Below are 20,491 nucleotides of genomic sequence, written 5' to 3' on the forward strand. Positions count from 1 at the left end.
GCGGTGCCAAGCGGCTCTACGCCGAAACGAGGAGAGGATTCTTCCTTTGTCGGCGCCGGTCACGGCATGAAAAAACCGGCGCGGGCTTTCCCACGCCGGTTCTGCGGGCTCGATGCGACGGGCGCGGGATGCCGCCCCGGCCCCGCCTCAGCGGGTGAGCTTCTTGTGCTTCATCCGGTGCGGGATGATGCTGTCGACGCCGAGGCGACGCTTCTTGTCTTCCTCGTAATCGTGGAAATTGCCCTCGAACCATTCGACATGGCTGTCATCCTCATAGGCGAGGATGTGGGTGGCGATGCGGTCGAGGAAGAAGCGGTCATGCGAGATGATGACCGCGCAGCCGGCGAAATCCTCCAGCGCCTCTTCCAGCGCCCGCAGCGTCTCGACGTCGAGATCGTTGGTCGGCTCGTCGAGGAGGAGCACATTCGCCCCTTGCTGCAAAATCCGGGCGAGATGCACGCGGTTGCGCTCGCCGCCCGAGAGCATGCCGACCTTCTTCTGCTGGTCGCCGCCCTTGAAGTTGAAGGCGCCGCAATAGGCGCGCGAATTGATCTCCCGCTTGCCGAGATAGAGGATCTCGTTGCCGCCGGAGATTTCCTCCCACACCGTCTTCTTGTCGTTCAGCGCGTCGCGATTCTGGTCGACATAGCCGAGCTGGACGCTGTCGCCGATGGTGATGGTGCCGGCATCGGGCTTCTCCAGCCCGGTGATCATGCGGAACAGCGTGGTCTTGCCGGCGCCGTTCGGGCCGATGACGCCGACGATGCCGCCGGGCGGCAGCTTGAAGGACAGGTTGTCGATCAGCAGCCGGTCGCCGAACGACTTGGTGAGGCCGTTGAACTCGATGACGTTGTTGCCGAGGCGCTCCGATACCGGAATGACGATCTGCGCGGTGGTCGGCGCCTTCTCCGACGCCTTCTTCACCAGCTCGTCATAGCGCTGGATGCGCGCCTTGTTCTTGGCCTGGCGCGCCTTGGGGGAAGCGGCCATCCATTCCTGCTCGGAGGCGAGCGCGCGCTGGCGGGCCTCGTCCTCGCGGTTCTCCTGCTGCATGCGCTTGGTCTTCTGGCCGAGCCAGGAGGAATAGTTGCCCTCGTAGGGGATGCCGCGGCCGCGATCGAGCTCCAGGATCCAGCCGGTCACGTTGTCGAGGAAGTAGCGGTCATGGGTGACGATCAGGATCGCGCCCGGATAGGCCCGTAAATGGCCTTCCAGCCAGTTGGTGGTCTCGGCGTCGAGATGGTTGGTCGGCTCGTCGAGCAGCAGCAGCTCGGGCTGCGAGAGCAGCAGCTGGCACAGCGCGACGCGGCGGCGCTCGCCGCCCGAGAGCCTGGCGACGTCCGAGCCCTCCTCCGGGCAGCCGAGCGCGTCCATCGCCTGGTCGACCTTGCTGTCGAGGTCCCACAGGCCCTGCGCCTCGATCTCGTCCTGGAGCGCGGTCATCTCGTCCGCGGTCTCGTCGGAATAGTTCATGGCGAGCTCGTTGTAGCGCTCGAGGATCGCCTGCTGCTTGGCGACGCCCAGCATCACGTTGCCGCGCACCGACAGGGCCGGGTCGAGCAGCGGCTCCTGCGGCAGGTAGCCGACGCGCGCGCCTTCCGCCACCCAGGCTTCGCCGGAGAAATCCTTGTCGATGCCGGCCATGATCTTGAGCAGCGTCGACTTGCCCGAGCCGTTGGGGCCGAGGATGCCGATCTTGGCAGTCGGGTAGAAGGACAGGTGCACGTTGTCGAGCACCTTCTTGCCGCCCGGATAGGCCTTGGTCATGCCGTGCATGTGGTAGACGTACTGATAGGAAGCCATGTGCCGAATCCTGCGCGAACGCGCCGTCTGCCGAACGGGTCGAAGCGTGTTTGAAAGGTTGGCCGCTATGTAGCCTTCGCGCCGGCCAGCGGCAAGGCCGGGCGCATCCCTTCCCGCCCCGGCGGGACGATCCCGCGCCGCCGGCGAGAGGATTTCGCGCCGCCGGCGGTTTGGGGACGGATTTTTTCCGCGGTAACGGAACGCCGTCGGCGCTTCGGCGTTAACCCGGGCTGCCGGACGCCGGGGAGGCATGGATGGGGATCTGCATCATCCGACTACCTCCCCGCACCGCGATCCGGCGGCTATACCCGTAGACGATTGATTGAGACGGTATCAGGAAACGGCATGCACCCCACGCCCCGGTCGGATTGGGCCCTCTTCCTCGACATTGACGGCACGCTGATCGAGCATGCCGACCATCCCGAAGGGGTCACCATCCCCGAGGACCTGCCGGAACTGCTGACGCGGCTGCAGCGGGCGCTCGGCGGCGCGGTGGCGCTGGTCTCCGGCCGCACGATCGAGTGGATGGACCGCCGCCTGGCGCCGGCCCGGCTCGCCGCCGCCGGCCAGCACGGCTCGGAACTGCGGCTCGGGCCGCTGGGACAGGCGATACCGCTGGCGATCCCCCTCTGGCGCCGGCGGCTGGAAGAGCAGCTCGACGAGGCGCTGAAGGCCTGGCCGGGCGTGTTCCTCGAACACAAGCCGCTCTCCCTCGCCGTCCATTACCGCGCGGTGCCGCAATTCGCCGACGCGGTGGACCTCAGGTGCCGGGCGATCGCCGCCGCGCTCGGGCCGGACATCGAGCTGCTGAGCGGGCGCTTCGTGATCGAGATCCGCCAGTCTGGCCTCACCAAGGGCACGGCGGTGACGCGCTTCCTGCAAACGCCCCCCTTCATCGGCAGGCTGCCGGTATTCGTCGGCGACGACGTGACCGACGAGGACGGCTTCCGCGCCGTGCGCGCCGCCGGCGGCCTTGCGGTCGCGGTCGGCCCCCGCCCCACCGACGCGGCGGATATCCGGCTGGACGGGCCGGCGGACGTGCGCGCCTGGCTCGCCGCGCTCGCCACTGAAGAAACCCTGCCGGGGGAGACCGCCCGATGAGCCGGAACCTCAACCTCGCCGCCATCGGCAACGGCACCATCGCCGCGCTGGTCGATGCGCGCGGGCGCATCGCCTGGTGCTGCTGGCCGCGCATCGACGGCGACCCGCTGTTCTCCGCCCTGCTGGGCGGCGAGGAACCGGAAGGCGGCTTCTTCGACGTGCTGCTCGACGGGCAGGTCAAGGCGACGCGGCGCTACCGCGAGAACACCGCCATCATCGAGACGGTGCTGGAGAATGCCGACGGGGCGAAGCTGCGCATCACCGACTTCGCACCGCGCTTCAAGCTCCATGACCGCATCTACCGCCCGGCGACGCTGGTGCGGCGCATCGAGCCGCTCAGCGGCACCTGCCGCATCACCATCCGCCTGCGCCCGCATTTCAACTGGGGCGAACAGCGGCCGAAGCCGGTGCGCGGCTCCAACCACATGCGCTTCGCCGGCGACGATTTCGCGGTGCGCGCCACCACCGACCTGCCGATCGTCTATATCGCCGAGGAGCGCCCCTTCGTGCTCGGCAAGGCGGCCACCATCGTGCTCGGCCCGGACGAGCCCTTCGCCGCCAGCCTCACCGAGACCGCGCGCAGCTTCGAGGAGAAGACGAGCGACTATTGGTGGGAATGGGTGCGCTACCTCTCCGTTCCCTTCGAATGGCAGGACGCGGTGATCCGCGCCGCCATCTCGCTGAAGCTGTGCGCCTATGAGGAGACCGGCGGCATCGTCGCGGCGCTGACCACCTCGATCCCCGAGGCGCCGCACTCGATCCGCAACTGGGACTACCGCCATTGCTGGCTGCGCGACAGCTATTTCACCGTGCGGGCGCTGAACCAGCTCGGCGCCACGCGGACGATGGAAGACTTCATCCGCTACCTCACCACGGTGATCGCCTCCGACCCGTCGGGACGCCTCGCGCCGGTCTATTCCATCGTGCCCGGCACGCCGCTGGAGGAGCGCTTCGCTCCCGCCCTGCCCGGCTTTCGCGGCATGGGGCCGGTGCGGGTCGGCAACCAGGCGGCCGAGCAGGTGCAGAATGACGGCTACGGCCATGTCGTGCTGGCCAGCGCGCAGATGTTCTTCGACCACCGGCTGCCGAACCGCGGCGACCGGGCGCTGTTCGAGCTGTTGGAAGGCGTCGGCGCGCGGGCGGCGGAATTCGCCTTCGAGCCGGATGCCGGGCTGTGGGAACTGCGCGGGAAGCGGCGGGTGCACACCTTCTCGGCGGTGATGAGCTGGGCGGCCTGCGCCCGGCTCGCGCGCATCGCCCGCGTGCTCGACCTGCCGGACCGCGCCGCCTACTGGAAGGAACAGGCCACCACGATCCGCACCCGCATCCTCTCCTTCGCCTGGAACGAGAAGATGAACAGCTTCGTCGACGCCGATGTCGACGGCCAGATCGACGCCAGCCTGCTGCTGCTCGCCGATCTCGGCTTCGTGCGGCCGGACGATCCGCGCTTCGTCGCCACGGTGGAGCGGGTGGGCCGCGACCTGCAGCGCAACGGCTACCTGATGCGCTATGCCGGCGAGGACGATTTCGGCCTGCCGGAGACGTCCTTCACCATCTGCTCGTTCTGGTATGTGAGCGCGCTCGACATGATCGGGCGCCGCGACGAGGCGCGCGAGCTGTTCCAGAGCCTGCTGGACCGGCGCAACGAGGCCGGGCTGCTCTCCGAGGACATCGACAACCAGACGCTGGAGCTGTGGGGCAACATTCCGCAGACCTATTCGATGGTGGGGCTGATCGACACGGCGATGCGCCTGTCGAAGACATGGGAGGAAGCGTTCTGGCGCGGCTCGTAATCGTTTCAAACCGGGTGGCTTCGCCCAAGGAGCGCGGGGCGAAGGCCGGGGGCCTCGCGGTCGCGCTTCGCGAGGCGCTCTCCAAGCGCGGCGGCCTGTGGTTCGGCTGGAGCGGGGAGACGCAGGTCAACCCGCCGGCCGCGCCGAAAGTGTTCCGCTCCGGGCGCGTGACCTACGCGCTGCAGACCCTCGATCCCGAAGAGCAGCGCGCGCATTACGCCGGCTACGCCAACGGCTCCCTGTGGCCGCTGTGCCATTACCGGCTCGGTTCCCTGAGCTTCCGCCGCACCGACTGGCTGGGCTACCGGCGGGTGAACGCCACCTTCGCGCGGGCGCTGATGCCGCTGCTGCGGCCCGACGACATCGTGTGGGTGCACGATTATCATTTCATCCCGCTGGCGAGCGAATTGCGCGCCCTCGGCTTCGAGGGGCGGATCGGCTATTTCCACCACATCCCCTGGCCGACGCCGGAAGTGTTCCTGTCGCTGCCCTCGCATGCGGCGCTGGTGCGCGACCTGTCGCAATATGACCTGGTGGGGCTGCAGACCGAGCACGACGTGCGGGCGCTGCTCACCTATGTGTCGAGCGAGGCGCGCGGCTGGATCGCGCCCGGCGGCGTGGTGGGGCTGCGCGACCGGCGCTTCAAGGTCGCGGCCTACCCGATCGGCATCGATGCCGACGCCTTCGTGAAGGATGCCAGGGCCGCCGCCGGCAGCGAGGAGGAGGAGCGGCTGAAGGCCAGCCTCGCCGGGCGGACGCTCGCCGTCGGCGTCGACCGGCTGGACTATTCCAAGGGATTGCCGAACAAGTTCAGTGCGTTCGGGGAGCTTCTCAAGAGCCACCCGGAACGGCGCTCCACCGTCACCATGATGCAGATCGCCCCGGTGAGCCGCGGCGAGGTGGCGGAATACCGGGCGCTGCGGCGCGAGCTGGAGGAGCTGGCCGGCGCGATCAACGGCGAATATGCCGAATTCGACTGGGTGCCGCTGCGCTATCTCAACCGGCCGTTCCAGCGGGCGACGCTGGCGGCGATCTACCGCACGGCACGGCTGGGGCTGGTGACGCCGCTGCGCGACGGCATGAATCTCGTCGCCAAGGAATATGTGGCGGCGCAGGACCCGGAGGATCCCGGCGTGCTGATGCTCTCGCGCTTCGCCGGCGCCGCCGACGAATTGTCCGGCGCGGTGATGGTCAATCCCTACGACGTCGAAGGCATGGCCGATCTGCTGGACATGGCGCTCTCCATGCCGCTCGACGAGCGCAAGGAGCGCTGGCGCGCCAACATGGACAAGGTGACGCGCAACACCATCCACCATTGGAGCGAGAGCTTCATCGCCGACCTGTCGTCGGTTATTGACGTCTATGGCGGCTCGGCGGAGCCTGCCCCGGTCAACAGGTCGGCCGGCTGGAACTGACGGGCCGGCGCCTCCATCAACGCACATTATCGGGGACCACATGTGGCAGGCTCCGCCCAACCCGGCGAACGAGGACGACAGGCTTGCCGCCTTGCGGGCCTGCAACATCATGGACACGCCGTCCGACGAGCGCTTCGACCGGCTGACCTGGCTCGCCCAGCACATCTACGCGGCGGACGTCGCCTTCCTGAGCTTCGTCGACGACAACTACCAGTGGATGAAGTCGGTGACGTCGGCGCAGATCGGCAAATCCATCGAACGCCGGCTCTCGGTCTGCCAGCACATCATCGCCACCGGCGAGCCGCTGATCTCGCCGGACCTGAAATCCGATCCGCGCTTCGACGGCCACCCGACCGTGCCGCTGATCCCGCTGCGCTTCTATGCCGGCGTGCCGCTGGTGGTGGCGCCGGACCTCTCGGTGGGCTCGCTGTGCATCATGCGCCGCGAGGCCGGCGAGGCGGAGGACGATTTCGACTTCGCGGCGCTGCAGACGCTGGCGGCGATCGCCATCGACGAGATCGAGCTGTGGCGGCACAATGAGGAGCTCGCGCACCAGTCGCGGGTCGACGCGCTGACCGGGCTGACCAACCGGCGGGGCTTCGACGAGGCGCTCGCACGGGCGCAGAAGCGCTGCTCGCGCACCAATGAGCCGCTCGCGGCGCTGCTGGTCGACATCGACCATTTCAAGGCGCTGAACGACACGCTGGGGCACCAGGCCGGCGACGAGACGCTGCGGCGGGTGGCGGCGGCACTGGCCGACGTGCCGCTGCGGGGCGACGACACGCTGGCGCGCTATGGCGGCGAGGAATTCGTGCTCATCCTGCCGGGGGCCGACCTCGCCGGAGCGGCCGCCATCGCCGAGCGGGTGCGCCGCAGCCTGGCCGCCGCCCGCCTCGCCCGGCCGGACGCCGGCTGGGTGACGGTGAGCATCGGCGTCGCCGCGCAGGCCGGCGGCAACCTCGACGCCAGCGCGGTGCTCGCCGCCGCCGACCTGGCGCTCTACGCCGCCAAGCGCGGCGGGCGCGACCGCGTCGTCTGCCATCCCGGAGGCGAGGCGGCCGACGCCGCGCCTCTCACCGGCATCGGCTGAGCCGACGCCTCAGCGCCCGACATCCGGCAGCCAGCGCACCGCCATGGCGAAGTCCTGCGCGCCGCCGGGCGGGATATGGGCGAGGCCCGGCTTGTCGGCGAACTCGCCGGCCGCGCCTTCCGGGCTCGCATAGCCGTACCACGGCTCGATGCACAGGAACGGCGCGCCCGGCTTCGACCAGATGCCGAGCTGCGGCATGGAGGGGAACGCCACCTCCAGCCCCGGCTCGCCCGGCACGCCGAAGCGCACATGATGCGAGCGCGGCTCGGTGAAGATCAGCGCGTCGCGCTCGAACATCGCGTCGGTCGGCTCCAGCACGTCGCCATGCACGAGCGGGCTCGGCTCGGCGGCGGCCGAGAGCAGGCCGCCGACCGGCCGGTGGATCGGCGCCACCTCGGCCTTCTCGAACACCAGCCGGTGCCCGGCGCGCGTCCCGCCATAGGGCAGCGGCCACAGGAAGGCCGGATGGAAGCCGAAGCTCGCCGGCAGCGGCGCCGCGCCGGGATTGCCGACGGTGGCGGTGATGGCGAGCGTGGCGTCGTCCAGCGCGTAGGTCACGCGCAGGGTGAAGTCGAACGGGTATTGCGCGCGGGTCTCGTCATCGGCGTCGAGGGCAAAGGTGACGGAGGACGGGCCGCGCTCGACCAGCGCGAAGACGCGGCGGCGGGCGATGCCGTGCTGGAGCATCCGGTAGCTCCGGCCCTCGTGCACCAGCTCGTCGCCGGGCAGCCGCCCGACGATGGGGAACAGCAGCGGCGCCCGGCCGGCCCAGAAGGCGGCGTCGCCGTGCCAGAGCAGATCGCGGCCCTGCGCGTCGCGCAGACGCACCAGCTCGGCACCCAGGGGCGCGATGTCCGCGGAGAGATGCGCGGAGGCGATGGCGACCGGCTGGTTTTCCGTGGCTGCGGCGCCGTTCATGCGTGCCCCCATATCATGCTCGCTCCCGTATCCTACTTGTCTCGGTCTCGACTTCGCCCAAGATCGAGCTTACCTCGATTCCCGGCGCGGAATCAGGGTCCCGCCGCTTTCCTCGCTCCTTCTGACCGGAACCGTTATGGCCAAGACCCTCGGCCCCGTCGCCGCGTTGCTGCTCGGCGTGTTCTTCCTGGTGACGGGAAGCGGCCTGCAGAACACGCTGCTGCCGCTGCGCGGCGCCTTCGAGGGCTTCAGCGCCGTCACGCTCGGCCTGCTCGGCTCCAGCTATTATCTCGGCTTCGTCGCCGGCTGCCTGATCGTGCCGCGCCTCGTGCGCCGCTCCGGCCATATCCGCGCCTTCGCGGCGCTGACCTCCGGCGCGGTGGCGGCGATGCTGGCGCATCCGCTGTGGATCGACCCGGTGGTGTGGTTCGTGCTGCGCGCCGTCACCGGCTTCTGCTTCGCCGGGCTGTATCTCGTCATCGAGAGCTGGCTGAACGACCGCGCCACCAACCAGACCCGCGGCTTCGTGATGAGCGCCTATGTCATCGTCGACTATGCGGCGCTCACCGCCGGCCAGATGATGATCACGCTGCATCCCGTCCGCGGCTTCGAATTGTTCGTCATCGGCGCCATCCTGTTCTCGCTGGCGACGCTGCCGGTGGCGATGACCAGCGCCGGCCAGCCGGCACCGATCGAGACCGCGCGCATCCGCCCGATCCGGCTGATGCGCGCCGCGCCGGTGGGGGTGGTCGGCTGCTTCGTGGTCGGGCTGACCAACGGCTCGCTGTGGTCGCTCGGGCCGATCTTCGGCATCGGGCGCGGGCTCACCGCCGACGGCGCCGCGACCTTCATGAGCGCCGTGGTGGTGGCGGGCGCCGTGGCGCAATGGCCGGTCGGCTTCCTGTCCGACCGCATGGACCGGCGGCGCATCCTCGCCTGGATCCTCGCCGGCGCCATGGTGGCCGGCATCGTGCTGGGGGCGATGCCGCTCGGGCTGATCGGCCTCAGCGGCCTCGGGCTGCTCTACGGGGCGCTCGCCCTGCCGGCCTATTCGCTGGCCGCCGCCCATGCCTATGACCGCACGCCGCCGGCCGAGGCGGTGGAGACGGCGGCGGGGCTGCTGCTCGCCTATGGCGTCGGCTCGGTGGTCGGCCCCTCGCTCGCCTCGGTCGGGATGATGCATTACGGGCCGGGGGCGCTGTTCTTCTTCACCGCCGCCAGCCACCTGCTGCTGCTGCTCTTCGTGCAGTGGCGCATCGCCTGGCGGCCGGAGACGCCGCTCGCCGCCAAGACCAGCGAGACGGTCGCCTGCTCGCCGACCGGCATGGTGCCGACGCCGGAGGCGCCGGCCGCCGCGCGGGCGGAGATGGCGACGCAGGGCACGGGTGCACATGGCACGGGTGTGCATGCGGGCGATGCCGAGGACACGGGCGAGGAGGAGCTGGCGGCGCCCTCCCCGGCCGTGGCGGACGATCCGGTGCTGGCGGCGCAGGACGGGCGATCGGACGGCGCGTGAACGGAACCTCCGCGCCGGCGCGGGGTTACCTCCCGGCGGGCTTTGCGCTTGAAACCTTGCAGCCGGACGCCTTGCGTGCGGCGGGCTTGTACCCGGCGGGGGTGGGAAGGATTCCGATGCTGAAATACGCCGTGATCTTCCTGGTGATATCGCTGCTCGCCGGCGGCGTCGGGCTCACCGGCATCTCGACGCTGGCGCAGCGGATCGCCTTGGTGCTGTTCGGCCTGTTCTTCCTCGGCTTCCTGCTGCTGGTCGGGCTTGCCGTGGTGGTCGACAACGCGATGACGGTACCTTGAGGCACGATTGACGCAGCGCAAGGAAACCGCGGCGATGCGGGGCTAGCCTTGCTCCATCACAAGGAGATGGAGGACGCCATGCCCCTCGAGACCATCCTGTTCCTCGCTTTGACGCTGACCGTGTTTTCCGGCTTCGCCGGCACCCTCGCCTATGTCGAGGTCTCGACCCGCGCGGTGCGCCGGGCCAACCACCGGATTCCGGGCGAGTGAACCCTGCGACCTTGCCGGCCGGATGAATCCGTCCGGCCGGAGAGGGCCTAACTGCCGCCGATGAGGATGCCGGCGGCGAGCACCAGCGCGCCGCCGACCACCACCTGCACCACCGCCCGCCAGAACGGCGTTTCCATGAAGCGGTTCTGGATCCAGGCGATGGCCCAGAGCTCGACGAACACCACGCCCACCGCGATGGCGGTCGCGGTCCAGAAATCCGGGATCAGATAGGGCAGCGCGTGGCCGAGGCCGCCGATGGCGGTCATCACCCCCGAGGCGAGGCCGCGCTTGAGCGGTGAGCCGCGCCCGGAAATCACGCCGTCATCATGCGCCGCCTCGGTGAAGCCCATGGAGATGCCGGCGCCGATGGCGGCGGCGAGGCCGACCAGCAGCGTGGTGGTCGAATTCTGGGTGGCGAAGGCGGTGGCGAAGATCGGCGCCAACGTCGAGACCGAGCCGTCCATCAGCCCGGCAAGGCCCGGCTGCACCCAGGTGAGCACGAATTGCCGGCGGGCGCGGTCGTCCTCCTCGGCGCGGGCGTCGCTCGTCCTGTGGCTCGCCTCCATGTGCTCGGCGAGGTCGTAATGCCGGCGCTCCTCCATGGCGAGGTCGCCGAGCAGCTTGCGGGTGGCCGGATCGGTGCTCGCCTGCGCGGCGCTGGTGTAGAAATCCGCCGCGTCGTCCTCCATGCGGGCGGCCTCCTGGCGGATGCGCTCGATGCCGAGATTCTCCACCAGCCAGACCGGCCGGCGTGAATAATAGCCGGCTACATGTTCCCGGCGGATCAGCGGGATGACCTTGCCGAAACGGGACTGGAACATCTCGATCAGGCGGCCGCGATGCACGTCCTCCTCGCCGGCCAGGGCGTCGAACGTGGCGGCGGTGTCGGGATAATCGTGGCGCAGCTTCTCGGCATAGGTGGCGTAGATGCGCCCGTCATCCTCCTCCGAGGAGATCGCCAGCGCGAGCACTTCCGCCTCCGACAGATCGGAAAAGCGGCGGCGATTGGCGAAGGAGGAGAACATGGCTCACCTTATTAGAATTATTCTAAACATTGAATAACGCAGGAATAGCGTAGGATCCGCGGGACTGCAACAGGCCGGCGCATGACCGGCCTCGCCGCCTGCCGCGGGGCGGCAGGGCGGAGTCGCCGTCCGTCGTGATCTCCCGTATCGCGCATGAATCCAGGGCTGGACTTCCCGCCATTCATCACTTAGGTATCTACCTAAGTATTTCGCTGATCCCAGGGAAGACCATGACTGCCACGCCCGCGGCCCTCGACGGCACGTTCCGCGCCCTTTCCGATCCGACCCGGCGTGCCGTGCTGGAGACGCTGGGACGCGGGCCGGCCTCGGTCAGCGACCTGGCCCGGCCGTTCGCGATGGCGCTGCCGAGCTTCCTCCAGCATCTGAAAGTGCTGGAGGACAGCGGGCTCGTCGCCACGCGCAAGGTGGGGCGGGTGCGCACCTGCAGCCTGCGGACGGAGCCGCTGACCGCCGCCGGCACATGGCTGGACAGCCAGCGCACGCTCTGGACCCGGCGGCTCGACCAGTTGGACGGGCTGCTCCTGCAACTCAACAACCGCGAGGAACCATCATGACCCTTCTGCCGACGACCGTGTTCGACCCGGAGCTCGACCTGGAGCTGAAGCGCGAGGTGGATGTGCCGCCGCATCTGGTCTGGCGCGCCTGGACGGAGCCGGAACTGCTGAAGCAGTGGTTCACCCCGGCGCCGTGGAGGACCACGGAATGCGAGCTGGACCTGCACCCCGGCGGCAAGTTCCGCACGGTGATGCGCGGCCCGGCGGGCGAGGAGCACGACAGCACCGGCTGCGTGCTGGCCGTGGTACCGCAGACGCTGCTGGTGTTCACCGACGCGCTCGGCCCCGGCTATCGTCCGCTCGCCACCGGATTCATGACCGCGTCGGTCTCCATCGCTCCGACGGCCACCGGCACGCTCTATATCGCCCGCGCCGTCCACAAGGACGCGGCGGGAAAGAAGCAGCATGAAGAGATGGGCTTCCACCAGGGCTGGGCCACCGCCCTCGACCAGCTGGTGGCGCTGGCCAGGACGCTCTGACGCCCCGCCAACCGGGACCGGCGAGGCGGCACGGCCCCGCCTCCTTCGGTTCCCCCCTGCCGGGCAGGCCGGCGGGACGATGCGTCGGGGGCGGCGCACGCCGCTCCCCTCACCGCTCGGTGAGCGCCAGCCGGGCGCCGAGCACGAGGAAGGCGGCGGCGAAACTGCGGCGCAGCCATGCCATCACCGCCGGGCGGGCGATCACCCGGTCGCGCACCGAGGCGGCGAACAGCCCATAGGCGGCAAAGACCACGAAGGTCATCGCCATGAACACGCCGGACAGTTCCATGAGGCGCGCGAGCGGATGCGCCTCGTCGGCCGCGATGAATTGCGGCAGGAACGACACGAAGAAGATCGACAGCTTCGGGTTGAGCAGATTGAGGAGGATGCCGTCGGCGATGATGCGCAGCGGCCGGCGGCGGCGGGTGTCGCCCTCCACCCGCAGCGGCCCGTCGGCCTTCAGGCTCCGCCACGCCATGTAGAGCAGATAGGCGACGCCGGCATATTTCACGCTTTCATAGGCAAGCGCGCTGGCATGGAGCAGCGCCGCGAGCCCCATCATCGCCGCGGCGAGATGCGGCACGATGCCGAGCGTGCAGGCGAAGGCGGCGAGCACGCTGGCGCGCCCGCCCTGCCCCAGCCCCGTCGACAGTGTGTAGACGGCGCCGATGCCCGGCGAGGCGACGACGATCAGCGTGACGAGCAGGAATTCGACGGACATGGGTGCGCTCCCGGTCGGCTATGCGCACACTATCGGCGGGAACAGGCGGATGCGACACCCGATAGCGCCGGCGATGGCCGGGGACGCCCCGCGGCTTCCGCCGCGAGCGGCTCAGGTGTCCGGGTCTTCGGTCTCGACATGGAAGGCGTGCAGCACATGGTGGATGATCGGCGCCATCACCACGCCGGTCGCCAGCACCACGACAAGGCCGGAGAAGATCGCGTAGCAGCCGGCGAATATCTTGCCTTGCGTCGTGGCCAGCGGCGCGAGCGGCCCCATGCCGGACAGGATCATCGCCGCATTGGCGAAGGCGTCCACCAGGTCCATGCCCTCGAAGCCGCGATAGCCGGCCATGCCGATGGCGAGACCGCCCAGCATGATGCCGAACCAGATGAGGATCGACCATGCCATGCGCCGCAGGAAGATGCGGCGCGAGATCAGCGGCTGGGTGATGCGCTCGAAGGGAAAGAAGCTCAGGCGCGACGCGGACCGGCTTTCCGGCGGAGCGGCTGAGACGGGACCGGCCTTGCGGCCGTTGCGTGCCATGCTCTTGCGCGCCATGAGGTTTTGCCTGCCAGAACGTTTGCCCGACGGTGCCGCCGACGGTGCAGCCGGCCCGATTCAGCTATAGCACGTCGGCGGCGGCGCGGGCGCAGGCACAGGCACAGGCGCACCGGGCCGGTGGCGTCTCCTATCCGGCAGCAGGTTCGGGCCGGCCCGCCGGCGCCGGCGCCGACGGAAGACGGCCACGTAGCTGCCTTTCCCAGGATGGCCGCCTTTTCCAGACAGCCGACGCCGCACACGCTGGCGTTGCAATTCTTGCTGACAACACCCTCATATGTTGCAATTATTAACAATACAACCAAAACGGGAGGGTGGCATGTCGAGTGAAAATACCAAGCGCATCCAGCAGGCCCTGAAGAATCTCGGCTTCAATCCCGGCGAGATCGACGGGATCTGGGGCCGGACGACCATCGGCGCGGTGAAGCGGTTTCAGGCCAAGGCCGGGCTCGAAGTGGACGGCGTGGTGGGACCGGCCACCAAGGCGGCGCTGTTCGGATCTCCCGCGCTGGCTCCGGTCGAGACCGACATGTCCGACCTCGTCTGGTTCCAGGAGGCGCTGAACCTTATCGGCACCGCCGAGGATCCCGGCCCCGGCAGCAACAAGAAGATCATCAAATGGGCCAAGGGCCTCGATATCGACTATGCCAGCGATGACATTCCCTGGTGCGGCCTGTTCGTCGCCCATTGCGTGGGGGCCACCCTGTCGGACGAGCCGCTGCCGGCGGCCCCGCTCGGGGCGCAGAACTGGAAACGCTTCGGCGATCGCTGCGACCCGACCGTCGGCGCCATCCTGGTGTTCTGGCGCGGCTCCCCGAGCAGCTCCCTCGGGCATGTGGGCTTCTATCGCGGCGAGGACGCCAGCGCCTACCACGTGCTGGGCGGCAACCAGTCCGACATGGTCAACACCACGCGCGTCGCCAAGAGCCGGCTGCTGGACGCGCGCTGGCCGAAGACCGGCCGCTTGCTGAAGAGCGAGATCCTCCTCGCCGATGCCGAGGGCGACCTGAGCCACAACGAGCAGTAGCCGCGTCGCAGCCCGCAACGACAAAGGCCGCGCGGTTTCCTGCGCGGCCTTTCATCATGTCGGAACAGCCGGCCTCAATTGTCGAGGAAGGACCGGAGCTTGCGGCTGCGCGAGGGGTGCTTGAGCTTGCGCAGCGCCTTGGCCTCGATCTGGCGGATGCGCTCGCGGGTGACCGAGAACTGCTGGCCGACCTCTTCCAGCGTGTGGTCGGTGTTCATGCCGATGCCGAAGCGCATGCGCAGCACGCGCTCCTCGCGCGGGGTGAGCGAGGCGAGCACGCGCGTCGTGGTCTCGCGCAGGTTGCTCTGGATCGCCGCGTCGATCGGCAGGATGGCGTTCTTGTCCTCGATGAAGTCGCCGAGATGGCTGTCCTCCTCGTCGCCGATCGGGGTTTCGAGCGAGATCGGCTCCTTGGCGATCTTCAGGACCTTGCGGACCTTTTCCAGCGGCATGCCGAGCTTCTCGGCCAGCTCTTCCGGGGTCGGCTCGCGGCCGATCTCGTGCAGCATCTGGCGCGAGGTGCGCACGATCTTGTTGATCGTCTCGATCATGTGCACCGGGATGCGGATGGTGCGGGCCTGATCGGCGATCGAGCGGGTGATCGCCTGCCGGATCCACCAGGTCGCGTAGGTCGAGAACTTGTAGCCGCGGCGATACTCGAACTTGTCGACCGCCTTCATCAGGCCGATATTGCCTTCCTGGATGAGGTCGAGGAACTGCAGGCCGCGATTGGTGTATTTCTTGGCGATGGAGATGACGAGGCGAAGGTTCGCCTCCACCATTTCCTTCTTGGCCTGGCGGGCTTCCTTCTCGCCCTTCTGCACCATCTGCACGATCTTGCGGAACTCGAGGATTTCGAGCCCGGTCTCGGTCGCCAGCGCATGGATTTCCGAGCGCAGGTCCTTGATGCCGTCCAGCTCCTGGCCGACGAAGCCCTTCCAGCCGCGCGAGGTGAGGTTCTTCACCCGGTTGATCCACTTGGGATCGAGCTCGTAGCCCTGGTACTGCTTGAGGAAGTCCTCACGCACAACGCCGAAGCTCTCGGCGAGGCGCATCAGCCGGCCTTCCAGCGACACAAGGCGCTTGTTGATGTCGTAGAGCTGCTCGACGAGGTTGTCGATGCGGGCCTGGTTCAGCGACAGCGACTTCACGTCGCCGATCAGCTGGTCCTTCAGCGTCTTGTACTTGCGGTCCTGCGAGGGCGAGAGGCTCTCGTTCTTGAGCTTCGACTCGACGTTCTGGTCCTGCAGGCGGCGCAGCTTCTTGTAGGCGTCGGCGATGCTGTCGAAGGTCTCCAGCACCTTCGGCTTGATCTCCGCTTCCATGGCGGCGAGGGAGAGCGAATTCTCCATGTCGTCGTCGTCATCGGCGGCGATGGTCTCGCCGAGAGTCGGCTCGCGGCCCTCGTCGGCGTCGGGCGCGATGGAGCCGCCCTCGACGATCGGGCCGTTCTTCGCCTCGGGACCGGCATAGGTCGCTTCGAGGTCGATGATGTCGCGCAGCAGGATCTTGCCTTCGACGAGTTCGTCGCGCCAGATGATGATGGCCTGGAAGGTGAGCGGGCTCTCGCACAGGCCGGCGATCATCGCCTCGCGGCCGGCCTCGATGCGCTTGGCGATGGCGATCTCGCCCTCGCGGGACAGCAGCTCGACCGAGCCCATCTCGCGCAGATACATGCGCACCGGATCGTCGGTGCGCTCGCCGGGCTCGGACTTGGTCTCGGAACGGATGACCGCGCGGGGCGCCGCCTCGGCGATCTCGCCGCCGCTGCTCTCCTCGTCGTCCTCGCCGCCGCCGCTCTCGCCCTCTTCCTCGCCATCCGCCTCGGCCTCCTCGGCCTCGACGACGTTGATGCCCATCTCGTTGAGCATCGCGTAGATGTCCTCGATCTGGTCCGAGGTGTTCTGCTCCGAGGGGAGGACCTCGTTCAGTTCGTCATAGGTGACATAGCCGCGCTTCTTGGCGAGCTTGATCATCTTCCGGACCGCGGCGTCCGAAAGGTCGAGCAACGGGCTGTCCGGGGTATCGCCATCCTTTTCGGGGGCTTCGGTCGCTTCCGCTGCCTGCTTCGCCATGCGCGTGCTCCTTCGACCACCGGGGCCAAGCCCCCGGCCACGAGCGGCCCCGAACCCGGTGCCGCCTCACGAAATCCCGCCTGTCGAGAGACATCGGGCCGGACCTGCTCCGTTTACGACGCCAACCGTAAACGACCGCTTGCCCTGTCCGCCCGTCCCCCGCGCCGGCCGGGACAAAACCGACGCAAACAAGGGCCTCTCGCACCACGGCGACTTCACGCTCGCGGGCGGGTGACCCCTGATCTTCTCACATCGTCCGCGCCGGGCGACCCGACGCAGCGCCGAACCCCTCTACCAAAGCTTCGGTCCCGTCAAGTGCCGCGAGCTGTCTTTGTACGTCGAGGAACCGGGCCCAATTGATCTCGTCGGGCTCGTCGGCGAGGCGTTTCTCTGCCTCTTTCATGTCCTTAGATAGAGCGTGGGCGCGCCGGTGCAAGACCAGGCGCTGATGCCACCACAGCTCCACATCGGCCGGCGCCGCCTCGGCAAAGGCCGGCCAGTCGTGGCGCGGCACCGCCAGCGCGGCGAGCCGGCGGGCGAGATCGGCGAGCCCCTCGGCCTCGATGCGGGCGGCGAGGCTGGCCGCGTCGTCGGTCGCGCCGTCCATGTGGGCGGCGAGCAGCGCCCGGCGCAGCCGGTCGGTCTCCTTGTTGAGGAACGGCATGGCGGCCAGTTCCTCGGCGGCGCGGTCGAGCAGCCAGGGATGGTTCATCAGCGCGAACAGCAGCAGCGCCTCGTTGCGCGGCACCGCGGCGATCGCGCCCTGCATCAGCGCCGAGCGGCGCACGGATTCGCCGGAGACGGCATCGCGCGCCGGCGCGCCGCGATCGCCCCAGCTTTTTCCGCCCCAGTTCTTGCCGCCCGCATCCCGGCCCGGCCCCTTCCGTCCCTCGAACGGACGGCGGAAGCCGCCGGTCGCGGCGGCGGGCGAGACCAGCTTGCGGAAGCGCTCCATCAGGTCGGCGCGGTAATGCTTGCGCACCGTCTCGTCGCCGATCAGGCGGGCGATCTCGCCGATGCGCGCCTCCAGCGCGGCGCGGCGCTCGGGGGTGTCGTAGGTCGCGGTCTCGAGCTCGCGCGCCCACAGCACCTCGGCGAGCGGGCGGGCCTGCGACAGCACCGCCTCCATCGCCTCGCGCCCGCCGGCCCGTACGAGGTCGTCCGGGTCCTGCCCCTCGGGGAGCATGCCGAAGGACAGGCTCATGCCGGGCTTGAGATGCGGCAGCGCCAGGTCGACGGCACGGTAGGCGGCGCGGCGGCCGGCCTTGTCGCCGTCGAACAGCAGCAGCGGCTCGGGCGCCATGCGCCACAGCAGCGCCAGCTGCTCCTCGGTGAGCGCGGTGCCCAGCGGGGCGACCGCGCCCTCGTAGCCGGCCTCGACCATGGCGATGACGTCGACATAGCCTTCCACCGCGATGACGCGGGCACCCTTGTGCGCGGCGGCGCGGGCGTGGAAGCCGTTATAGAGCAGGGCGCCCTTGTGGAAGAGCGGCGTCTCGGGCGAGTTCAGGTATTTGGCGGAGACGTCCTTCTCCAGCGCCCGGCCGCCAAAGGCGACGACGCGCCCGCGCAGGTCGTGGATCGGGAACATCACCCGGTCGCGGAAGCGGTCATAGGGGACCGGGATGTCCTCGGCGGCGATCAGCAGGCCGGCCTCGACCATGTCCTCGACCGGGATGCCGCGGGCGCCGAGCGCTTCCTTGAGCGCGAAACGCTCCGGCAGCGCGTAGCCGAGGCGGAAGCGCGCCTGCGTCGACGGGCCGAGGTCGCGATCGGCGAGATAGCCGCGGCCCTTGGCGCCGGTGCGGCCCTGCAGCATCGCCTCGAAATATTTCGCCGCGAGCTCCATCACCTCGTGCAGCGTCTTGCGGCGGACCTCCTTCGCCTCCTCCTCGCGGGAGACGACGGGCATGGGAACGCCGGCCATGTTGGCGAGCCGCTCCACCGCCTCCGGGAAGGCGAGGCCCTCGGTCTCCATCAGGAAATCGAATTGGTCGCCGTGCTTGCCGGAGGAGAAGCAGTGATAGAAGCCCTTCTGATCGTTGACATAGAAGGACGGCGTCTTCTCGGCGTTGAACGGGGAGAGGCCGCGCCATTCCCGCCCCTGCTTCTTCAGCCGCACGCGCTTGCCCACCACCTCCGACAGCGGGAGGCGTTGGCGGATCTCGTCGAGGAACGAGGGCGGGAAGCGCATCGGTCGGTATCGCTGAACGGTGGACGTCACGAGTGACAGGCAAGAGCCGGGCCGACTGACGCTAGAGTCTACGCCGGAAAGGTCGATTCGCCGACCCGGCTTCGCGCGCGAAGGCCGACTCACCGGAGTGCCGCCCCCACTGTCCCCGTTATCCACGGTGGAAAAAAGGCGGAGAGCCGTCAACCGACCGGTTGATGATCCGGGCAAGCGCCCTGCGGGGAGCGCCTTCCGGGGGCGACCGGCATGCCTCAGCCGGCGGGGGCGACGCTCAGCTTGCCCTCGACGCCGTGCCGGGCGATCAGCCCGGCGACGAAGCCGGACGCCTTGGCCGCCTCGACGAAGCGGACGATCTCGCCGAGCGCGGCCTGCTTGGCCTTTGGCGTGCCGATGGCCTGCTGCACGCAAGCATACCGGCCGGGCAGCACCCGCCCTCCCGGCACGCGGGCGAGATCGGCGAGGAGGCCGGGACGCAGCCCGGCCAGCGCGTCGCGCCTGCTGGCGATGAAGTCGCCCAGCGCGTCGGCCATGCTGTCGGACGGCGCCAGCGTGGCATGGGCGATGTTGCGCTCCAGCCACAGGCCATAGGCGGTGCGGCGGGTCACGGCGATGCTGATGCCCGGCGCATCGACCTCGACGACCGACTGCAACGGCGATCCGGGCGGCACCAGATAGGTCGCCTCGATCTCGCAATAGGCCGGGGAGAAGCCGATCACCTCGGCCCGCTGCGGCTCGGCGCCGATGAGGGCGATGTCCCATTCGTCGCGCACGGCCGCGTCGGCGACGAGACCGGGCGAGGCATAGGGCACCAGCTCGAGCGCCACGCCGAGATGATCGGCGAAGGCACGCGCCATGTCGGGCGACACGCCGACCGGATCGCCCGTCTCGGTGCGTGCGGTCACCAGCAGGAAATTGGACAGGTTGATCCCGGCGCGCAGGACCCCGCCGGGGGCGAGAAGGTCGCGCGTGGCCGGCGACGGCGGATCGAGGTCGAGGCGAGAATTCATGGATCACCCGTGCCGGCAGGAAACGCCCGGAAAGCGAACGGCCGGAAAGCGAACGGCCGGCTGGGCACCCTGCCCGGCCGGCCCGCGCCTCAGGCGGTGAGCAGCGTCTTCACCGTGCCGCTGGCCTTGCCGAAATCCATCACGCCGGTATAGCGCTCCTTCAGCGCCGCCATGGTGCGGCCCATGTCCTTCAGCCCGTGCGCGTCGATCTCGGCGATCACCGCGGCGATGGCGGCCTGCGATTCGGCCTCGGTCATCTGCGTCGGCAGGAAGGACTGGATGACCTTGATTTCCTCGCGCTCCTGGGTGGAGAGGTCGGCGCGGCCGGCTTCCTCGTAGACCTTGGCGGATTCCTCGCGCTGCTTGATCATCTTGGTGAGCAGGCCGAGAATTTCGTCGTCCGAGAGCGGGTCTTTGCCATGGCCGCGCGCCTCGATATCGCGGTCCTTGATCGCCGCATTGATCAGGCGAAGCGTGCCGAGGCGCAGCTTGTCGCCGGCCTTCATCGATTCCTTGAGCGAAGTATTGATGGTGTCGCGCAGCACGTCTGCCCCTCTTAATTCCTGTGTTCGGGCGGCGACGCACCGCTGGCGCGCCGGCTCCAATCGCCCGAGACCTGTCAAATCCGCCCCGGCGGCCAGTATCGGCCGTCCTTGCCCCTGCTGCGCGCCGCGTTGAAGCAGCTCCG

19 protein-coding genes are annotated in these 20,491 nt (G+C 69.0%); 10 read left to right on the plus strand and 9 right to left on the minus strand.

Annotated elements, in window-relative coordinates; all coding sequences use genetic code 11:
• Positions 1–147: 147 nt before the first annotated feature.
• Positions 148–1,803 carry an energy-dependent translational throttle protein EttA gene (gene ettA / locus AC1RU4_RS18095; protein ID WP_492892505.1) on the minus strand — a complete coding sequence of 552 codons (1,656 nt, stop codon included), beginning with the start codon at positions 1,801–1,803 and terminating at the stop codon, positions 148–150.
• Between the two features lie 345 nt (positions 1,804–2,148).
• On the opposite strand from ettA, the gene otsB reads away from it, so the two are divergent.
• From otsB to AC1RU4_RS18115, 4 genes are read left to right on the plus strand one after another with little or no spacing between them, the layout of a single operon-like run.
• Positions 2,149–2,904 (plus strand): trehalose-phosphatase, encoded by a 756-nt coding sequence (gene otsB, locus AC1RU4_RS18100; RefSeq protein ID WP_492892506.1) that lies wholly within the window; start codon positions 2,149–2,151, stop codon positions 2,902–2,904.
• Entirely contained in the window at positions 2,901–4,697 is a 1,797-nt protein-coding gene (locus tag AC1RU4_RS18105) for a glycoside hydrolase family 15 protein (protein ID WP_492892507.1), read from the plus strand. The genes otsB and AC1RU4_RS18105 overlap by 4 nt, the downstream gene beginning before the upstream one ends.
• Positions 4,682–6,112: an alpha,alpha-trehalose-phosphate synthase (UDP-forming) gene (locus tag AC1RU4_RS18110; RefSeq protein WP_492892565.1), complete on the plus strand. Its 1,431-nt coding sequence runs from the start codon at positions 4,682–4,684 to the stop codon at positions 6,110–6,112. The genes AC1RU4_RS18105 and AC1RU4_RS18110 overlap by 16 nt, the downstream gene beginning before the upstream one ends.
• A gap of 40 nt (positions 6,113–6,152) precedes the next feature.
• Positions 6,153–7,202 (plus strand): GGDEF domain-containing protein, encoded by a 1,050-nt coding sequence (locus tag AC1RU4_RS18115; RefSeq protein WP_492892508.1) that lies wholly within the window; start codon positions 6,153–6,155, stop codon positions 7,200–7,202.
• Between the two features lie 9 nt (positions 7,203–7,211).
• On the opposite strand, the gene AC1RU4_RS18120 is transcribed toward AC1RU4_RS18115, so the two are convergent.
• The gene (locus AC1RU4_RS18120; RefSeq protein ID WP_492892509.1) at positions 7,212–8,120 is read right to left on the minus strand and encodes an aldose 1-epimerase family protein; all 909 of its coding nucleotides are present in this window, start codon (positions 8,118–8,120) and stop codon (positions 7,212–7,214) included.
• Positions 8,121–8,256: 136 nt separating this feature from the next.
• On the opposite strand from AC1RU4_RS18120, the gene AC1RU4_RS18125 reads away from it, so the two are divergent.
• The 3 genes from AC1RU4_RS18125 to AC1RU4_RS18135 all read left to right on the plus strand — a co-directional run bounded on the left by AC1RU4_RS18125 (position 8,257) and on the right by AC1RU4_RS18135 (position 10,142).
• A complete protein-coding gene (locus tag AC1RU4_RS18125) occupies positions 8,257–9,636 on the plus strand; it encodes an MFS transporter (protein WP_492892510.1) in 1,380 nt (459 codons plus the stop codon).
• A gap of 116 nt (positions 9,637–9,752) precedes the next feature.
• Positions 9,753–9,932, plus strand: a complete 180-nt coding sequence (locus AC1RU4_RS18130; RefSeq protein WP_492892511.1) for a DUF1328 domain-containing protein — start codon at positions 9,753–9,755, stop codon at positions 9,930–9,932.
• Positions 9,933–10,010: 78 nt separating this feature from the next.
• The gene (locus tag AC1RU4_RS18135) at positions 10,011–10,142 is read left to right on the plus strand and encodes a hypothetical protein (protein WP_492892512.1); all 132 of its coding nucleotides are present in this window, start codon (positions 10,011–10,013) and stop codon (positions 10,140–10,142) included.
• Positions 10,143–10,189: 47 nt separating this feature from the next.
• On the opposite strand, the gene mbfA is transcribed toward AC1RU4_RS18135, so the two are convergent.
• Complete coding sequence (mbfA, locus tag AC1RU4_RS18140) at positions 10,190–11,167, minus strand: iron exporter MbfA (RefSeq protein ID WP_492892513.1); 978 nt, start codon at positions 11,165–11,167, stop codon at positions 10,190–10,192.
• Positions 11,168–11,397: 230 nt separating this feature from the next.
• On the opposite strand from mbfA, the gene AC1RU4_RS18145 reads away from it, so the two are divergent.
• Both AC1RU4_RS18145 and AC1RU4_RS18150 read left to right on the plus strand, forming a co-directional pair.
• The gene (locus AC1RU4_RS18145; RefSeq protein WP_492892514.1) at positions 11,398–11,742 is read left to right on the plus strand and encodes an ArsR/SmtB family transcription factor; all 345 of its coding nucleotides are present in this window, start codon (positions 11,398–11,400) and stop codon (positions 11,740–11,742) included.
• Positions 11,739–12,221, plus strand: coding sequence for an SRPBCC family protein (locus tag AC1RU4_RS18150; protein WP_492892515.1), 483 nt, complete (start codon positions 11,739–11,741; stop codon positions 12,219–12,221). The genes AC1RU4_RS18145 and AC1RU4_RS18150 overlap by 4 nt, the downstream gene beginning before the upstream one ends.
• 109 nt (positions 12,222–12,330) lie before the next feature.
• On the opposite strand, the gene AC1RU4_RS18155 is transcribed toward AC1RU4_RS18150, so the two are convergent.
• Both AC1RU4_RS18155 and AC1RU4_RS18160 read right to left on the minus strand, forming a co-directional pair.
• Positions 12,331–12,942, minus strand: coding sequence for a LysE family translocator (locus AC1RU4_RS18155; RefSeq protein WP_492892516.1), 612 nt, complete (start codon positions 12,940–12,942; stop codon positions 12,331–12,333).
• Positions 12,943–13,053: 111 nt separating this feature from the next.
• A complete protein-coding gene (locus AC1RU4_RS18160) occupies positions 13,054–13,503 on the minus strand; it encodes a hypothetical protein (RefSeq protein WP_492892517.1) in 450 nt (149 codons plus the stop codon).
• Positions 13,504–13,822: 319 nt separating this feature from the next.
• Here AC1RU4_RS18160 and AC1RU4_RS18165 point away from each other — a divergent pair, with 319 nt between their 5' ends.
• The gene (locus AC1RU4_RS18165) at positions 13,823–14,530 is read left to right on the plus strand and encodes an NlpC/P60 family protein (RefSeq protein WP_492892518.1); all 708 of its coding nucleotides are present in this window, start codon (positions 13,823–13,825) and stop codon (positions 14,528–14,530) included.
• A gap of 74 nt (positions 14,531–14,604) precedes the next feature.
• On the opposite strand, the gene rpoD is transcribed toward AC1RU4_RS18165, so the two are convergent.
• The 4 genes from rpoD to AC1RU4_RS18185 all read right to left on the minus strand — a co-directional run bounded on the left by rpoD (position 14,605) and on the right by AC1RU4_RS18185 (position 20,348).
• Complete coding sequence (gene rpoD, locus AC1RU4_RS18170) at positions 14,605–16,605, minus strand: RNA polymerase sigma factor RpoD (RefSeq protein ID WP_492892519.1); 2,001 nt, start codon at positions 16,603–16,605, stop codon at positions 14,605–14,607.
• A gap of 247 nt (positions 16,606–16,852) precedes the next feature.
• Complete coding sequence (dnaG, locus tag AC1RU4_RS18175) at positions 16,853–18,799, minus strand: DNA primase (protein ID WP_492892520.1); 1,947 nt, start codon at positions 18,797–18,799, stop codon at positions 16,853–16,855.
• Positions 18,800–19,047: 248 nt separating this feature from the next.
• Positions 19,048–19,803, minus strand: coding sequence for a transporter substrate-binding domain-containing protein (locus AC1RU4_RS18180; protein WP_492892521.1), 756 nt, complete (start codon positions 19,801–19,803; stop codon positions 19,048–19,050).
• An 89-nt stretch (positions 19,804–19,892) separates the two neighbouring features.
• The gene (locus tag AC1RU4_RS18185) at positions 19,893–20,348 is read right to left on the minus strand and encodes a GatB/YqeY domain-containing protein (protein ID WP_492892522.1); all 456 of its coding nucleotides are present in this window, start codon (positions 20,346–20,348) and stop codon (positions 19,893–19,895) included.
• Positions 20,349–20,491 lie beyond the last annotated feature (143 nt).

It is taken from the genome of Ancylobacter sp. GW821-FHT10E12, from assembly GCF_058809335.1.

What these genes read in the sequence shown, in the direction of transcription:
- AC1RU4_RS18155 (WP_492892516.1), bottom strand. Translation starts at nt 12,942, where the DNA reads ATGTCCGTCGAATTCCTGCTCGTCACGCTGATCGTCGTCGCCTCGCCG.
- AC1RU4_RS18105 (WP_492892507.1), top strand. Translation starts at nt 2,901, where the DNA reads ATGAGCCGGAACCTCAACCTCGCCGCCATCGGCAACGGCACCATCGCC.
- AC1RU4_RS18115 (WP_492892508.1), top strand. Translation starts at nt 6,153, where the DNA reads ATGTGGCAGGCTCCGCCCAACCCGGCGAACGAGGACGACAGGCTTGCC.
- rpoD (WP_492892519.1), bottom strand. Translation starts at nt 16,605, where the DNA reads ATGGCGAAGCAGGCAGCGGAAGCGACCGAAGCCCCCGAAAAGGATGGC.
- AC1RU4_RS18150 (WP_492892515.1), top strand. Translation starts at nt 11,739, where the DNA reads ATGACCCTTCTGCCGACGACCGTGTTCGACCCGGAGCTCGACCTGGAG.
- ettA (WP_492892505.1), bottom strand. Translation starts at nt 1,803, where the DNA reads ATGGCTTCCTATCAGTACGTCTACCACATGCACGGCATGACCAAGGCC.
- AC1RU4_RS18125 (WP_492892510.1), top strand. Translation starts at nt 8,257, where the DNA reads ATGGCCAAGACCCTCGGCCCCGTCGCCGCGTTGCTGCTCGGCGTGTTC.
- AC1RU4_RS18120 (WP_492892509.1), bottom strand. Translation starts at nt 8,120, where the DNA reads ATGAACGGCGCCGCAGCCACGGAAAACCAGCCGGTCGCCATCGCCTCC.
- AC1RU4_RS18130 (WP_492892511.1), top strand. Translation starts at nt 9,753, where the DNA reads ATGCTGAAATACGCCGTGATCTTCCTGGTGATATCGCTGCTCGCCGGC.
- dnaG (WP_492892520.1), bottom strand. Translation starts at nt 18,799, where the DNA reads ATGCGCTTCCCGCCCTCGTTCCTCGACGAGATCCGCCAACGCCTCCCG.
- otsB (WP_492892506.1), top strand. Translation starts at nt 2,149, where the DNA reads ATGCACCCCACGCCCCGGTCGGATTGGGCCCTCTTCCTCGACATTGAC.
- mbfA (WP_492892513.1), bottom strand. Translation starts at nt 11,167, where the DNA reads ATGTTCTCCTCCTTCGCCAATCGCCGCCGCTTTTCCGATCTGTCGGAG.
- AC1RU4_RS18145 (WP_492892514.1), top strand. Translation starts at nt 11,398, where the DNA reads ATGACTGCCACGCCCGCGGCCCTCGACGGCACGTTCCGCGCCCTTTCC.
- AC1RU4_RS18135 (WP_492892512.1), top strand. Translation starts at nt 10,011, where the DNA reads ATGCCCCTCGAGACCATCCTGTTCCTCGCTTTGACGCTGACCGTGTTT.
- AC1RU4_RS18160 (WP_492892517.1), bottom strand. Translation starts at nt 13,503, where the DNA reads ATGGCGCGCAAGAGCATGGCACGCAACGGCCGCAAGGCCGGTCCCGTC.
- AC1RU4_RS18165 (WP_492892518.1), top strand. Translation starts at nt 13,823, where the DNA reads ATGTCGAGTGAAAATACCAAGCGCATCCAGCAGGCCCTGAAGAATCTC.
- AC1RU4_RS18180 (WP_492892521.1), bottom strand. Translation starts at nt 19,803, where the DNA reads ATGAATTCTCGCCTCGACCTCGATCCGCCGTCGCCGGCCACGCGCGAC.